Source organism: Brevibacillus sp. FSL K6-2834, from assembly GCF_038592925.1.
Lineage (GTDB): Bacteria > Bacillota > Bacilli > Brevibacillales > Brevibacillaceae > Brevibacillus > Brevibacillus borstelensis.
On the sequence record NZ_CP151945.1, the window covers coordinates 1,843,458 to 1,858,464 of the forward strand.

Here is a 15,007-nt window from a genome sequence, read left to right on the forward strand (position 1 = left end):
AGAGTTTCGGGAAGGTTCCCTTGCCCCGTCGGTAGACATCTGTCTTCTCCTGAATGGTTCATCCGAACGATATGTGATTTATAAATCAATTATAAGGAGCGAAGCGAGCTTGTCAATGGATTGAAAAAAATTGATCGATCCCCCGCTTCTGGCAGTTCTTGGTCTATTCGACAGCGCTGAGCAATACGTTATATCAATGATGAACATGCCGCCCGAAGCGTCGTGTCAAAAAGAGACAACCTGTGCAAGAGCTGCCATCGAAACGATGCCCCGCCGGGCTGCAAGGGGGGAGTTTTTCATGCTGCATATCGTCGCCTGTATCAAACAGGTGCCGGACACGAAGATCATCAAGATGAACCCGAAGACAAATACGATGGACCGTTCCAGCGCGCCTGCCATTTTGAATCCGTACGATGCGCATGCCGTGGAGGAAGCTGTCCGCTTGAAAAAAAGGTACGGGGGAACAGTTTCCGTCCTGACCATGGGGCCTCCGCCCGCTGTCAAAGCGATCCGGAAATGCATCGAGATCGGTGCGGATGAGGGGTACATGATTACCGACCGGGCCTTTGCCGGGGCAGATACGCTGGCCACCAGCTATGCGCTGACGAAAGCCCTCGAAAAAATTGCCAAGGAAAAGCCGATCGACCTGATCATCTGCGGAAAGATGACGATCGACGGGGATACGGGCCAGGTAGGACCGGGCATTGCCAGACGGCTCGACATCCCGCCTTTGACCAGCGTGAAAAAGGTGGTCGAGGTAAACAAGCAGCAAGGCTATGCCATCGTCCACCGCAAGCTGGAGGACGGCTATGAAGTGATTCAGTCCGCTTTGCCCTGCCTGTTTTCGGTGGAAAAGGAAATCAACGAGGTACCCTATTCGCCGCTGCCCAACATGCTTCGCGCCGCACGCTACCAGCCCGTAATCTGGGCGGTCAGCGATCTGGAGGACGTCGACAGGACACTGCTGGGTCTCAAAGGCTCCCCGACGATTGTGGCCAAGGTCTGGCCTCCGGAAAAGCCAAAAGGCGGCGAAATGCTGGAGGGATCGGCACAGCAGCAGGTTGAGCGATTGATGGAAATTTTGCAGCAGAAACAAGAGCTCTTTGCAGGGAAGGAGGCACGGGCATGAATCTGGACGAGTACAAAGGCGTGTGGGTATTCCTCGAACACCAGGACGGGAAAATCGTGCCTGTCTCCCTGGAGCTTTTGGGAGCGGGGCGAAAGCTGGCAGACAAGCGGGGAGTACCCCTGGCCGGCATACTGATTGGAGAGGGAGTTCGGCAGTTGGCCGCGACCGCGTTTCACTACGGTGCCGATACGGTCTATCTCTACGATGATCCCGTTTTCCGGGATTACCGGACCGAATCGTACATGCGTGCAGTCATTGCTTGCGTAGAAAAGCACAAGCCGGAAACGATCCTGTACGGTGCGACCTCGACGGGCAAGGACCTCGCCAGCGCGGTTGCCACCGATCTGGAGACAGGGCTGACTGCGGATACGACGATGCTCGATGTGGATGAGGCGACAGGGCTTTTGGAAGCGAGCCGGCCCGCATTCGGCGGCAACATCATGGCCACGATTCTCTGCAAAAAGCACCGGCCGCAAATGGCCACGGTGCGGCCGAAGGTCATGAAAGCGCTCCCGATCGACACCAGCCGCAAAGGAGAGCTCATCGAGGAATCCATCCCGTTGCGGGAGGAAGACATTCGGACCAAGGTGCTGAAGATCGTCCGGGAAACGCAGACAAAAATCCGCCTGGACGAGGCTGACATTATCGTCGCAGGGGGCAAGGGGCTCGGCAGCAAGGAAGGCTTTCAGCTCATCCATCGCCTGGCCGAGGCGATCGGAGGCACTGTAGGGGCGAGCCGGGATGCCGTCGAGGCGGGATGGATCGATCACGCCCACCAGGTAGGCCAAACCGGGGTGACAGTCACGCCCAAGCTGTATGTTGCCATTGGCATTTCCGGAGCGATCCAGCATCTGGTCGGCATGCAGAACTCCGGCCTGATCATTGCCATCAACAAAGACCCGCAGGCGCCCATTTTCCAATCCTGTCATTACGGCATTGCCGGGGATGCATTCGAGATCGTTCCGATGCTGATCGACGCGCTCCAGGTGACGGCTGGCAAGGAGGTACAGTATGGCGGAAAAATTTGATGTCATTGTCGTGGGAGCGGGGCCGGCCGGTACGTCCTGCGCGTATACGCTGGCAAAGGCGGGTGTCAACGTCCTGCTCCTCGAGCGGGGCGAGTATCCGGGCTCCAAAAACGTGATGGGCGGCGTCTTGTACCGCAAAATGATGGAGGATATTATCCCCGGCTTCTACAAGGAAGCGCCAGTCGAACGGCCGATCGTGGAGCAGCGGTTCATGCTGCTCGATGAAAAATCCGCCGTCACCTTTAGCTACAAGGGCCTGGAGTGGGGAGAGGAGCCGTACAACAACTTCACCGTCCTTCGGGCGAAGTTTGACCAGTGGTTTGCAGAAAAGGCGGTTCAGCAGGGAGCCCTGCTCGTCAATGAAACGGTTGTGACTGAGTGTCTGGTTGAAAACGGGAAGGTCATCGGGGTGAGGACAGACCGCCCGGACGGCGATCTGTTTGCCGATGTGGTCGTGCTGGCTGACGGGGTAAACTCCCTTTTGGCCAAATCGCTCGGCTTTCACAAGGAGTTTCGCCCGGACGAGGTGGCGCTGGCGGTCATGGAAGTGCTCAAGCTCGACCGGAAAATCATCGAAGACCGCTTCAGCCTGGAGCAGGACCAGGGCTGCACGTTTGAAATCTTCGGCGACGCGACCAAAGGAATTCTCGGAACAGCCTGGCTCTACACCAACAAGGACAGCCTCAATATCGGCGTCGGCGCGATGCTGTCCGGCCTGATCAAGAACAAGATCAAGCCGCATCAGCTACTGGATTACGTCAAGAAGCACCCGATCATCCGGCCGTACATTCAGGGAACGGAGCAGCAGGAATACCTGGCGCATCTGATTCCGGAGGGAGGCTACCGCTCGATCCCGAAGGTCGTAGGCGATGGCGTGATTGTAGTGGGGGACGCGGCTCAACTGGTCAACGCGATTCACCGGGAAGGCTCCAATATGGCGATGACTTCAGGGGTGCTGGCGGCAGAGGCCATCCTCGAAGCTAAAGCTGCGGGAGACTTTTCGGCTTCCATGCTCGACTCTTACCGGCAGAGGCTGATGGACAGCTTCGTTGGACAGGACATGAAAAAATACAAGGATGCCACGCACCACTTTGAAAAGTACCCGCATTACTTCGAGAAGTACATTCCGCTCATGAACAGGGCCGCCAGCCAGATGTTCACCGTCGATGGCAGCTCCAAGTGGGAGAAGCAAAAGAAAATCTGGAGGGAGCTTGGCTCCGCCAAAGAAAAGTGGAAAATGGCCCGCGATCTGATGCAGGCTTGGAGGGTGATGAAGTGATGAAGGAACTGCCCAAAGGTCAATCGATCGAGGAAAAGCAGTACCTGGTCCGCTTCAAGGCGGATACGGAGTCGCACCTGCACGTATTGGATACGGATGTATGTGCCACAAAATGTCCCGACAAGCTGTGTACGATTTTTTGTCCGGCAGAAGTGTACAAGTGGGAAGAGGTGCGAATGCATGTGGGATACGAAGGGTGTCACGAATGCGGAAGCTGCCGGATCGGTTGTCCACATGAAAACATCAAATGGGTATACCCCAAAGGCGGACACGGCATCATCTTCAGATTGGGGTAACAGGCGATGGATGATGTTTAAAGTGGGCGAAGTCGTGACGTACGCGGGTGACGGGGCGAGGGGAATCATCCTGGACATAAAGGGAGAGCAGTATCTGGTCATGTGGGAGGATACATTCGTCAGCTTGGAGAAGGCCGAATGCCTGCGCAAAGAAGGAGCAACCGAATAACTGGGCCAATGGGTGCCCCTTTTTCCCCGGTGCTGGGGGAAAAGGGGTGCTTTTCATTTTTGTTAGAATTTATTTCACCTATTTTAAACAAATTGTTCACCTATTAATAAAAATAGGGTAACCTAATACTAATTGGTCACAATCTATGGAACAGCCTGAAGCGTAGGAATTAAGCGAAAATTCAACGTCCTTCGACTTGTCGGAATGGTTGGCACGCATCTTGCAATAACTCGTTTATATAGCAACTCCATATTTCAACACCAAAGGAGATTAGTCATGAACCTGGTAGCCAACGTATACCGGGGGGATGCGGTAGAAAGCACACACCTCGGTCATGTAGCTGTCGTCGATGCAAACGGAAACTTGCTTTATTCCTACGGTGATCCTCATCGCCAAACCTTCGCGCGTTCCAGCATGAAGCCGATCCAGGCGATTCCGGTCATTGAGACGGGAACAGCGGACAAGTTTGGACTGGAACCAGCCGATCTGTCTCTCTGCTGCGCTTCACACAGCGGCGAGCCGCGTCACCGCTCGCGGGCGATGGAAATGCTGATACGCGCCGGACAGCCGGAAGAAATGCTCCAATGTGGAACCCATGTGCCTCGCGACGAGGAAAGCTATAAGGAACTGATCCGTGCGGGCAAGCCATTGACCCCGATCTACAGCAACTGTTCCGGCAAGCATGCAGGGATGATCGCTACAGCTGTACACATGGGAGAAGAAGTAGCCACGTACCATCTGCCTGAGCACCCCGTGCAGCAGCGCATTTTGGATGCAGTTGTCGATCTGACTTCCTATCCAAAAGGCAAAATCGTTCTGGGAACGGATGGTTGCGGCGTTCCTGTTCACCGCCTGCCACTGGCCCACTACGCCTGGGCGTACGCCAAAATGGCAAGGCCCGACGTGATCGAAAATCCGACTCGCCGTCAGGCGGTTGCCCGGATCACCGATGCGATGATTGCGCATCCGGAAATGGTCGGCGGCAATAACCGCTACTGTACCGATTTGATGACGGCCTTTGCCGGACGAGTGTTTGGCAAGGCAGGTGCAGAGTCCGTATACTGCCTGGGCGACCGTCAAACAGGCATCGGCATCGCTGTGAAGATCGAGGACGGTGGACCGCGCGCTATATACGCGGTGGTCAATGAAGTGCTTCGCCAGCTCGGCATCGGCACGGACGGTCCGCTTGAGAAGCTCGCAGAGTACACCAACCCGATCGTAAAGAACATGAGCGGAAAGGCAGTAGGCCGTATTGAAACTGCCTTTACCCTGCACGCAAGCAACACTCCACTGGGCGTGTAAAGGCTCGTTGCTTCCTGACAGCCGTTTACGCATATATACAACAAGCATAAAAAAGGGGGAAATCCTGCGATGAATTTGCGCAAAGGATGGAAAGTACTGAGCACTTCCGCTTTGCTGCTCTCGCTGGTGCTGACAGGCTGCAGCCAGTCAGCAGCACCGGCAGATCCAGGCAAGCAGCAAGCGGGGGAAACGGGAGGACAAGCAGACGCTTCGGCCAAGCTTCGGTTGAACCTGAAGACGGAGCCGCCTTCTCTCGATCCGCCGAAAGGGTTTGACAGCACCTCCAACGAAGTGCTGAACGCAACGATGGAGGGCCTTGCCCGCCTGGACAAGGATCACAAGCCGCAGCCGGCGATGGCCGAGAAGTGGGAAGTGAGCGAAGACGGAAAAACATACACCTTTACGCTTCGCGACAGCAAATGGTCCAATGGCGATCCGGTAACGGCGCAAGACTTTGAATACGCGTTCAAGCGCATCGTCGATCCGAAGAACGCATTCCCGTCCGCATTCCTGGCTTACTACATCGAGGGAGCCGAGGAGTTCAACAAGGGCGAAGGCACAGCCGACGGCGTAAAAGTCAAAGCAATCGATGAGAAGACACTGGAAGTAAAGCTGAAGTCTCCTGCGGGATTTTTCCTGCACATCCTGACTCAGCCAACCTTCTTCCCGGTTAACAAAAAAGTGGTAGAAAGCAATCCGAACTTTGCTGCGGAAGCATCTACTCTCGTGAGCAACGGACCGTTCAAAATCACCGAATGGGTACATGATCAATCCGTCAAAGTAGAAAAGAACGAAGGCTACTGGGATAAGGATTCCGTGAAATACGCGGGCATCGATTGGGTCATGGTAAACGACGAAAACACCCAATACCAAATGTACAAAACAGGCCAATTGGACATGATCCAAACCGTGCCAAACGATATGAAAAAGCAACTGATCGATTCTGGCGAAGCGAAAGTGGAACCGGAAGCATCCATCTACTACTACCGGATGAACGTCAAAATGGAGCCGTTCCAAAACGCAAACATCCGCAAGGCATTTGCACTGGCGATCGACCGTCAGGCTCTGATCGACAACGTGGCACAAGGAAAACAGCTTCCGGCACTGGCGCATATCCCGGTCGGCTTCCCTGAACCGGACGGCCGCGATTTCCGTGAAGTCGGCGGCGATTTCATCAAGGACAACGATGTAGAACAGGCAAAAGCGCTGTTGAAAAAAGGGATGGAAGAAGAAGGCTACACGACTCTTCCGCCGGTTACTTTGACGTACAACACAAGCGACGCCCACAAGCAGATCGCGCAAGTACTGCAAGAAATGTACAAGAAAAACCTGGGTGTTGATGTAAAGCTGGAGAACAAGGAATGGAAAGTGTTCCTGGCCGACCAGCGCGCCCGTCAATTGCAAATCTCCCGTTCCACCATCCCGGCTGATTACGGCGATCCGCTCAACTACCTGGAGCTGTTCGTGACCGATCATCCTGGCAACCGCATCAACTACAGCAACAAAGAGTACGATGCGCTGGTAGAAAAAATCCGCAATACGGCTGACGAAAAAGAACGCTTCCAGCTGATGCACGATGCCGAGAAGATGTTCATGGACGATATGCCGCTTGTGCCGATCTACTTTGGTACCAAAGTGTTCATGGATCAGCCGAATGTAAAAGGCATTATCCGTCACCCTGTTGGAACGCTTGACTTCAAGTGGGCCGAAATTTCGAAAAAATAGTACGATAGTGAGGACAAGGGCTTGCAATCCCGCCCTTGTCCTCACTATACATCTTGGAGCGGGTACTCATGGAAAAAAAGACTGTAACCTTTGTTGCGAAGATGGACGAATTTTTACAATCCGTGGTTAGTCAATGCCATGAATTGGGCATCTCGCAAGACTTTCATATCGAAGGTCGGCGGGTCGACCAGCTGCCTTACCGGCCGATTGCCGAAGGTTCACTGGTTGTACTCTCCACGAAAAGCATCTACGAACAGGTGGAGCCGTATTTGCCGCAAGACTCCAGGGCGATCGTGGCAAAGCGGATGCTGCCCTATCACAACCTGCGGGAAATGCTGGAGATACCAAGAGGTGTGAAGGTACTGCTCGTCAGCGATACGGCCGAGACGGTGGATGAAACGATGAGGCTTTTGATCGCATCGGGGATGGACTTTGAGCTGTATCCGTATTACCCCGGATCTGATTATCCGCTGGACATTGACATCGCCGTAACGCCGGGCGAGGCCGAGCATGTTCCTCCGACGATTCGCAAGGTCGTCGACATCGGCTTTCGGGTCATCGACTTGTCTACGTGGTTGGAGATTTACGCCCATTTTGACAACGGGAATTTCCAAAAGGTAACAGCCCGCACCATGCAGTCGCTCATTTACATCACGAAGCAGTTGAACAATGAAATTCTTCATGCCCGCCTGCTGCAAATGTATCTGGAGGGTATTGTCAACCGGATTGAAGACGCAGTCATCGCTTTGGACGAGCAAGAAGTCATCCGGTTTATCAATCAGAAAGCCATCGATACGCTTCATTTGCACGGACCGGGTGTCCAAGGGGAGAAAGCGGCCGTTTGTCTGCCGGAAGACTTTATGGAGACGGTTCGCGACTGCGACGAAAATGAAGAAGTGCTCGTGGACTGGGCAGGCCGGACTTACTTTTTCCGAAAAATGCACATCGTCATGGAAGGACGCTATCTGGGGAGTCTGCTGTTGTTTCGGAAGGCAGCGGAGATCGAAAAGATGGAGCACGACTACCGGTTGCGCTTGTACAGCAAAGGCTTGATCGCCAAGTACAGCTTTGACGAAATTTACGGCAAAAGCCAGTCCTTTCAACAGGTCATCCAGATCGCCAAAAAAATTGCCAGAAGCAATTCCACCGTGCTGCTGCTCGGCGAAACGGGAACGGGCAAGGAATTGCTGGCACAAGCCATTCACAATGCCTCCCCGCGAAAACGGGAGCCGTTCGTCGGCGTAAACTTTGCCGCGATTTCCGAATCGCTTCTGGAAAGCGAGCTCTTCGGCTACGAGGAGGGAGCTTTTACCGGGGCGAGAAAGGGCGGACACATCGGCTGGTTTGAATTGGCGCACAAAGGGACGATTTTTCTCGATGAAATCGGGGACGCAAGCGGAGCGATCCAAAATCGGCTGCTGCGGGTGCTGCAAGAGCGGCAGATCATGCGCGTAGGGGGCAACAAGGTAATCCCGATCGACATCCGGGTCATCGCCGCCACAAATCAGGATTTGCAGCAAATGGTCAAAGAGGGAAGGTTTCGGGCCGACTTGTATTACCGGCTCAATATTTTGCCGATTCATTTGCCGCCGCTGCGAAAACGGGCGGAAGATATTCCGTGGTTGGTAGACGCATTTATCCGTCGTTATTGTGTAGATTTGAGACGCCCTCCTTTTACCCTGTCGCGCGAAGCTTTGAACGCCATGCAGGCGTACGACTGGCCGGGAAATATCCGCGAGCTGGAAAATGTCGTGGAGTATTTGGCACACGTGGTGGAGGAAGAGGTTTACGCGTATCATCTGCCCTTTTTGCAGACTGCAGCCGTTGTCCCGTTGGAAGCAGATGGCTTGCAGCATGAATGTGAAGAAGTCTATCAGGCGTACGAAAAGCGCGGGTTTCTGCTCGAAATGACCGCCATTCTTCAAGAGCTGTCCACGGCAGGAGGCGGGAGATACGCACTTCAGGAGCAGCTGCGCGAGCGAGGAATCGACTTGACCACGCAGCAGCTGCGCTACCGTCTGAAAATGCTTCAGCAGGATGAATTGATCCGTGTCGGCAAGGGCCGGCAGGGCAGCAGTATCTCATCAAAGGGAGAAGCGTTTCTCGCCTTTTGCAAGTAAAGCTACCGGATAGGGAGGAATCGAGATGAGCGGAAACTGGAAAGAAGCGGCTGTAGCGCAGAAAGAGAGTTATCTGGACAAGCTGATTCCGTTTTTGTCAATCAACAGCATTGAGGATTTGACGACCGCATCTGAGGGCAAGCCGTTCGGCGAGGGTGTCGCTCAGGCGCTTGAATACTTGCTCAAGCTGGGCGAAGCGGACGGTTTTGCCACAAAAAATCTGGATGGCTACGCCGGATATGTGGAGTACGGCGAGGGCGAAGAGGAAATCGGCGTTCTCGTGCACGTCGACGTTGTAACGGTTGGCGAAGGATGGACGACGCCGCCGTTTGAGCCCGACATTCGGGACGGCAAAATTTACGCCCGGGGGGCAATTGATGACAAAGGGCCCGCATTGGCTGCGTATTTTGCCCTGAAGCTGTTGAAGGACTCCGGGCTCCCGATATCCAAACGGATTCGCCTCATTATCGGCACGGATGAAGAGAGTGGCTGGCTCTGCATGCAGCATTACACCAAGGTAGAAAAGCTGCCGGAGGTAGGCTTTTCCCCGGATGCATCCTTCCCTATGATTCACGCGGAAAAGGGACAGATCAATCCGACGCTGGCGATTGCGCCGCGCATTGCGTCTAATGACTCGTCGTCTTGGAATTTGCTCTCGTTTGCTTCTGGCGACCAGGGGAACAGCGTACCGGAAAAAGCGGTTGCCATCGTTTCTCTGCCGGCCGCCGCGGATAACGAACAAGCCATTCGGGATCTGCAAGAGAGCTTTCAAAAGCATCTTTTCGCACATGGAGCCACAGGAGAGGTGATTCCGGGCGGCGACGGTTCACTTCGCTTTTTTGCCAAAGGCTTGCCTGCCCACGGCATGGAGCCGTTCAAGGGAAAAAATGCGGGGACAATTATGGCAAGCTTCCTCAATCGCCTGCCGTTCGCCGGATCTGATCGAACTTTCCTGAATCTGTTGTCCGATGTTTTGCATGAGGACTACTACGGAGAAAAGCTCGGTCTTGCCTGCGCCGACGAAGCTACAGGGCGCTTGACCGTCAATGCCGGCATCCTGACCTATGACCGCAACGAAGGCGGCTCTGTCAGACTGAATATTCGCTACCCTGCGACGATTAATCCGGAAGAGTACGTTGAAAAACTGAAGGAACGGGCCCCGCAGCTGGACGTCACGATAGCCAGCCTGAGGACGTCGCGCTCCCATTACGTACCGAAGGATCATCCGGTCATCCAAACACTCTCCCGCGTCTACACCAATCATACGGGAGAGGAAGCGACACTGCTTTCGTCCGGCGGTGCAACCTATGCCAAATCGCTGAAAGCAGGAGTCGCATTCGGCCCTCTCTTCCCCGGAAAGAAATCGATGGCTCATCTCACCGATGAGTACGCAGAGATTGACGACTTGCTCAGGGCGATGGCTATCTACGCGGAAGCCATGTACGAACTGGCGAAATAACATCATGGAGGTTGAGCCATGTCCCATTACCTCGTAAAACGCGTTCTGATGATGCTGCTCACACTGTGGATCATCGTGACGCTGACGTTTTCTTTGATGCATGCCATCCCTGGTGATCCGTTTGCTTCCGAATCGGATCAGCTCCCGGAACAAATTTTGGCCAACCTGCGCGCCAAATACAACCTCGATGAGCCGTTGCCCGTACAGTATGTGCTCTATTTGAAAAACCTCGTCATGCTTGACCTCGGTCCATCGATCAAGTCAGACACGCGCGGCGTAAACGATATGATCGCCGACGGATTTTCCGCTTCCGCTACCTTGGGGGCGCAAGCGATTGTCATTGCAATATTTTTCGGGATCACCTTTGGAATCATCGCAGCGCTGAACCGAAACAAATGGCTTGATTACGCTGCGATGGCGATAGCCGTCCTAGGCATTGCCATTCCGAGCTTTATCATGGCGCCGCTCCTGATCAACTTTTTTGCGATCAAGTTTCCGATCTTTCCGGTCGCAACGTGGGGCACCTGGATGCATACGGTTCTGCCGTCGCTCGCCTTGGCTTTCGGGCCGCTGGCGATCATCACCCGTTACATGCGGGCCAGCATGATCGAAGTGATGAACCAGAACTACATTCGCACCGCAGAAGCCAAAGGTGTTCCTACCTTTGCGCTTGTGGTCAAGCACGGCATTCGCAACGCGATCCTGCCGGTCGTCACCTTCTTGGGACCGCTTATCGCTTCGTTGATTACGGGAACGTTCGTGGTGGAGAAAATCTTCGCCGTTCCGGGCATCGGGAAATACTTTGTGGATGGAATCTTTAACCGCGACTACCCGGTAATTTTGGGAACGACGATTTTCTACAGCTCCATCCTGATCGTAACGATCTTCCTGATCGACTTGGCGTACACCCTGATTGACCCGAGAATTAAGCTGACGAACAAGGAGGGATAACCAGTGGCGATGGAACAACGTATCGATCCGCTGTTCCGACCGCTTTCCAAGCAGTCGGAAGCCCATGACATATCCATGCGCCCCAGTCTGACAAATGTTCAGCAAGTGGTGCGCAAACTCGTAAAAAACAAACTGGCCATGCTCGGTCTTGCGATCATCCTGCTGCTCGTGGTGATGGCAATCATCGGTCCCCATCTGGTGCCTTACAGCGCATCGGATCAAAGCCTGCTCACGAAAAACAAGCCGGTGTCGGCAGAGCACTGGTTCGGAACGGATGATCTCGGCCGGGACATGTTCGCCCGTACCTGGGCCGGAGCCCGCATCTCCCTCACGATTGGCGTAGTTGCCGCTCTGATCGATTTGATTATCGGCGTGACCGTCGGCGGTATTGCCGGTTACATGGCCGGCAGAGGAAAGCGGGGTGAGCGGATCGACACCATCATCATGCGTGTGATCGAGGTACTGTACGGGTTGCCGTATCTGCTCGTCGTCATTTTGCTGATGGTCGTGATGGAACCGGGGATGCTCACTATTATCATCGCGCTCTCGGCTACCGGCTGGACAGGGATGGCGCGGCTTGTGCGCGGTCAAATCCTCCAGTTGAAGAACCAGGAGTTCATCCTTGCCTCTCAAGTGCTGGGAGCCAAGTTTTCCCGAATTTTGTTTAAACATCTGATTCCCAATACGATCGGTGTCATCATCGTCAACCTGACCTTTACGATTCCGTCTGCGATTTTCGCGGAATCATTCCTCAGCTTCCTGGGCCTGGGCGTGCAAGCGCCGGACGCAAGCTGGGGAACCATGACCAACGATGCGATGGGGGTTATTTTGACAGGCGACTGGTGGCGGCTTTTCTTCCCTGGCCTGATGATTTCACTGACGATGTTTGCGTTTAACGTATTTGGAGACGGCTTGCAGGATGCACTTGATCCGCGTCTGCGCGAGTAGGACTGGAGGGAGGAACCGCGATGGAAAAACATCTGCTAACGATTGACAACCTGAAAGTGAACTTTAAGACATACGGCGGCGAAGTACAAGCTGTTCGTGGCGTATCCTTCCATGTGGACAAAGGGGAGACGCTGGCGATCGTCGGCGAGAGCGGCTGCGGAAAAAGCGTAACCGCCCAGGCGATCATGGGCTTGATTCCCAATCCTCCGGGCCGGATCGTGGACGGAAAGATCGTCTTTGAAGGAAGCGACATCACCCATCTGACGAAAAAAGAGTGGATGCAAATCCGCGGCTCCAAGATCGGGATGGTGTTCCAGGACCCGATGACTGCGCTCAATCCGACGATGAAGGTCGGAACGCAAATCGTCGAAGGATTTATCCGCAACCATCAGGTAACCCGCGAGGAAGCGCAAAAACGCGCGATTGAGATGCTGCGTCTCGTCGGGATTCCCGATCCGGAAAAACGGGTCGACCAGTATCCGCACCAATTCAGCGGCGGGATGCGCCAGCGTGTCGTCATCGCGATCGCACTGGCGTGCCAGCCCCAGCTTGTCATCGCAGACGAGCCGACGACAGCGCTGGACGTGACGATTCAAGCACAAATCCTCGACCTGCTGCGGCGTCTGCAGGAGGAGCAGGAGCTCTCTGTCGTCATCATTACCCATGATCTCGGCGTCGTGTCTGAAATCGCCCACCGCATGGTTGTCATGTACGCGGGGATCGTGGTGGAGACGGGAACGGTTGAAGACGTGTTTGCCGCGCCGCGCCACCCGTATACATGGGGTCTGATGCGTTCTCTGCCGCGAATTGACGGAGAGGAAAAGCAGCGGCTTGTCCCGATCGACGGAACGCCGCCGGACTTGTTCAACCCGCCGAAGGGCTGTCCTTTTGCAGCCCGCTGCGATTACGCCATGGAAATCTGCAATCAGCAAATGCCCGAGATCAGCACGTTCGAGCCGGGACATCAGGCAGCCTGCTGGTTGCATGATCCGCGTGCGCCGCGTATCGAGGAATTGGTTGCAGCAGGGAGGCAGGGAGAATGAAAGACAGCTTGGTAGAAGTAAACAACCTGAAGAAGCACTTTCATATCGGAAACGGCCAGCTTTTGAAGGCGGTCGACGGCGTGACATTTTCCATCAGGCAGGGCGAGACGCTCGGCCTGGTGGGAGAGAGCGGCTGCGGAAAGTCTACGCTGGGGCGGACGATCATCCGTCTTTACGAAAATACGGACGGAGAAGTGCTGTACAAAGGAAAGAACGTCCATCGCCTGAAAGGGAAGGAAGCGGGCCAGTTCAACCGGGATGTACAGATGATCTTCCAGGACCCGCAGGCGAGTCTGAATCCGCGGATGACGGTGGAGGACATTATTGCAGAGGGACTGGACATCCACGGCCTCGCCAGGGGAATGCGCCGGGAGCGCGTTACCGAGCTGCTGCAGCTCGTCGGCCTGAGAAAGGAACACGCTTCCCGTTTTCCGCATGAATTCAGCGGCGGTCAGCGGCAGCGGATCGGCATCGCCAGGGCGCTTGCGGTGGAGCCTGAATTTATCATTGCGGACGAGCCGATTTCCGCCCTGGACGTTTCGATTCAGGCGCAGGTGGTCAATCTGCTGGAGGATTTGCAGGCGGAGCGCGGGCTTACTTATCTGTTCATTGCCCATGATCTGTCGATGGTGAAGCATATCTCGACGCGCATCGGCGTCATGTATTTGGGGAAAATGGTAGAGCTTGCAACCAGCAACGAATTGTACAAGCTGCCGCTTCATCCGTATACGCAGGCGCTGCTCTCCTCGGTGCCGGTACCAGACCCGACCGTCAAGCGGGAGAGAATTATTTTGCAGGGAGACCTGCCAAGCCCGGCCAACCGCCCGAGCGGCTGCGGATTCCGTACCCGCTGTCCGAAGGCGACCGAGCGCTGTGCACTGGAAGAGCCTGTCTGGAAAGAAGCGGAGGCAGGCCACTGGGTAGCCTGCCACCTTTACGACTGATAGAGATAGAAGCAAGTTAGCACAACCGAAAACATCAGCAGGGCAGCCCCCGCCCACAATGACAGAGACGTGCAGACTCGGATCAGCGTCTCTGTCTTTTTTTGCAATACCGGGTCCTTTTCTTGAAACCAATCGCTTTCCATGACCCTGGGCCGCTTGAAAAAAAGCAGCTTTAATTGCTTGAAGCCTTGGAAGAACACAGTGAAAAAGCCGGAGCGAAGCACCAGAGCGATGCTGCCGAGAAGCAATAAAAACAGTCCCGCTAGAAAGCTTTGGTTGATCAGCCCCAGGAGCGTCTGCGAAGAGAAGAGGAATCCTGCGGCGAGTGCGAGCAGCAGCGCCGCGGGGAGCAGGTATGCGAGCCGTTTGCTCATGGTGTGATCCACGTCCTTTGTACAGTGAGGTTGAACGGATTCATAATTCTATATTCCTATGATAACTTATTTTTCCGCTCTCTTGTGTCTAAACCTTTGGAAGCTTAGGAAACTTGTAATAGCTTCTGATCAATACGAAAGGCGGCGAGTGTGGATGGCCAACAAATATCCCCGTGCCGCAAGCTCCGGCCGGGGATATTTTGATGAAGCAGCTTTTGGATAGGCTTTGGTTTCTACAGG

At 54.7% G+C, this 15,007-nt stretch carries 14 protein-coding genes; 13 read left to right on the forward strand and 1 reads right to left on the reverse strand.

The genetic code is table 11. From position 1 onward, the window contains the following. The first annotated feature begins 298 nt into the window (after nucleotides 1–298). From NST96_RS09090 to NST96_RS09150, 13 genes are all read left to right on the forward strand, one after another. Nucleotides 299–1,129: an electron transfer flavoprotein subunit beta/FixA family protein gene (locus NST96_RS09090; protein ID WP_003387698.1), complete on the forward strand. Its 831-nt coding sequence runs from the start codon at nucleotides 299–301 to the stop codon at nucleotides 1,127–1,129. Further along, the gene (locus tag NST96_RS09095) at nucleotides 1,126–2,157 is read left to right on the forward strand and encodes an electron transfer flavoprotein subunit alpha/FixB family protein (protein ID WP_342406107.1); all 1,032 of its coding nucleotides are present in this window, start codon (nucleotides 1,126–1,128) and stop codon (nucleotides 2,155–2,157) included. Before NST96_RS09090 ends, NST96_RS09095 begins: the two co-directional genes overlap by 4 nt. Continuing rightward, nucleotides 2,141–3,436: an FAD-dependent oxidoreductase gene (locus NST96_RS09100; RefSeq protein WP_171506964.1), complete on the forward strand. Its 1,296-nt coding sequence runs from the start codon at nucleotides 2,141–2,143 to the stop codon at nucleotides 3,434–3,436. Before NST96_RS09095 ends, NST96_RS09100 begins: the two co-directional genes overlap by 17 nt. After that, nucleotides 3,436–3,732, forward strand: coding sequence for a 4Fe-4S dicluster domain-containing protein (locus NST96_RS09105; protein ID WP_003387692.1), 297 nt, complete (start codon nucleotides 3,436–3,438; stop codon nucleotides 3,730–3,732). The genes NST96_RS09100 and NST96_RS09105 overlap by 1 nt, the downstream gene beginning before the upstream one ends. 10 nt (nucleotides 3,733–3,742) lie before the next feature. Further along, a complete protein-coding gene (locus tag NST96_RS09110; protein ID WP_155807993.1) occupies nucleotides 3,743–3,901 on the forward strand; it encodes a hypothetical protein in 159 nt (52 codons plus the stop codon). Nucleotides 3,902–4,177: 276 nt separating this feature from the next. After that, complete coding sequence (locus tag NST96_RS09115) at nucleotides 4,178–5,203, forward strand: asparaginase (RefSeq protein ID WP_039069887.1); 1,026 nt, start codon at nucleotides 4,178–4,180, stop codon at nucleotides 5,201–5,203. Nucleotides 5,204–5,272: 69 nt separating this feature from the next. Further along, complete coding sequence (locus tag NST96_RS09120; RefSeq protein ID WP_003387689.1) at nucleotides 5,273–6,928, forward strand: peptide ABC transporter substrate-binding protein; 1,656 nt, start codon at nucleotides 5,273–5,275, stop codon at nucleotides 6,926–6,928. Nucleotides 6,929–6,996: 68 nt separating this feature from the next. Then, a complete protein-coding gene (locus tag NST96_RS09125; protein WP_031932342.1) occupies nucleotides 6,997–9,048 on the forward strand; it encodes a sigma 54-interacting transcriptional regulator in 2,052 nt (683 codons plus the stop codon). Nucleotides 9,049–9,073: 25 nt separating this feature from the next. Continuing rightward, complete coding sequence (gene pepV, locus NST96_RS09130) at nucleotides 9,074–10,507, forward strand: dipeptidase PepV (RefSeq protein WP_024984464.1); 1,434 nt, start codon at nucleotides 9,074–9,076, stop codon at nucleotides 10,505–10,507. An 18-nt stretch (nucleotides 10,508–10,525) separates the two neighbouring features. Then, complete coding sequence (locus NST96_RS09135) at nucleotides 10,526–11,458, forward strand: ABC transporter permease (protein WP_024984465.1); 933 nt, start codon at nucleotides 10,526–10,528, stop codon at nucleotides 11,456–11,458. A gap of 3 nt (nucleotides 11,459–11,461) precedes the next feature. After that, nucleotides 11,462–12,406, forward strand: coding sequence for an ABC transporter permease (locus NST96_RS09140; protein ID WP_003387683.1), 945 nt, complete (start codon nucleotides 11,462–11,464; stop codon nucleotides 12,404–12,406). A 20-nt stretch (nucleotides 12,407–12,426) separates the two neighbouring features. Continuing rightward, nucleotides 12,427–13,449, forward strand: coding sequence for an ABC transporter ATP-binding protein (locus NST96_RS09145; protein WP_003387681.1), 1,023 nt, complete (start codon nucleotides 12,427–12,429; stop codon nucleotides 13,447–13,449). Further along, nucleotides 13,446–14,393: an oligopeptide/dipeptide ABC transporter ATP-binding protein gene (locus NST96_RS09150; RefSeq protein ID WP_003387679.1), complete on the forward strand. Its 948-nt coding sequence runs from the start codon at nucleotides 13,446–13,448 to the stop codon at nucleotides 14,391–14,393. Before NST96_RS09145 ends, NST96_RS09150 begins: the two co-directional genes overlap by 4 nt. Here NST96_RS09150 and NST96_RS09155 read toward each other — a convergent pair. After that, nucleotides 14,384–14,767: a DUF3899 domain-containing protein gene (locus tag NST96_RS09155; protein WP_243014760.1), complete on the reverse strand. Its 384-nt coding sequence runs from the start codon at nucleotides 14,765–14,767 to the stop codon at nucleotides 14,384–14,386. The two genes, NST96_RS09150 and NST96_RS09155, sit on opposite strands and share 10 nt — an antisense overlap. Nucleotides 14,768–15,007 lie beyond the last annotated feature (240 nt).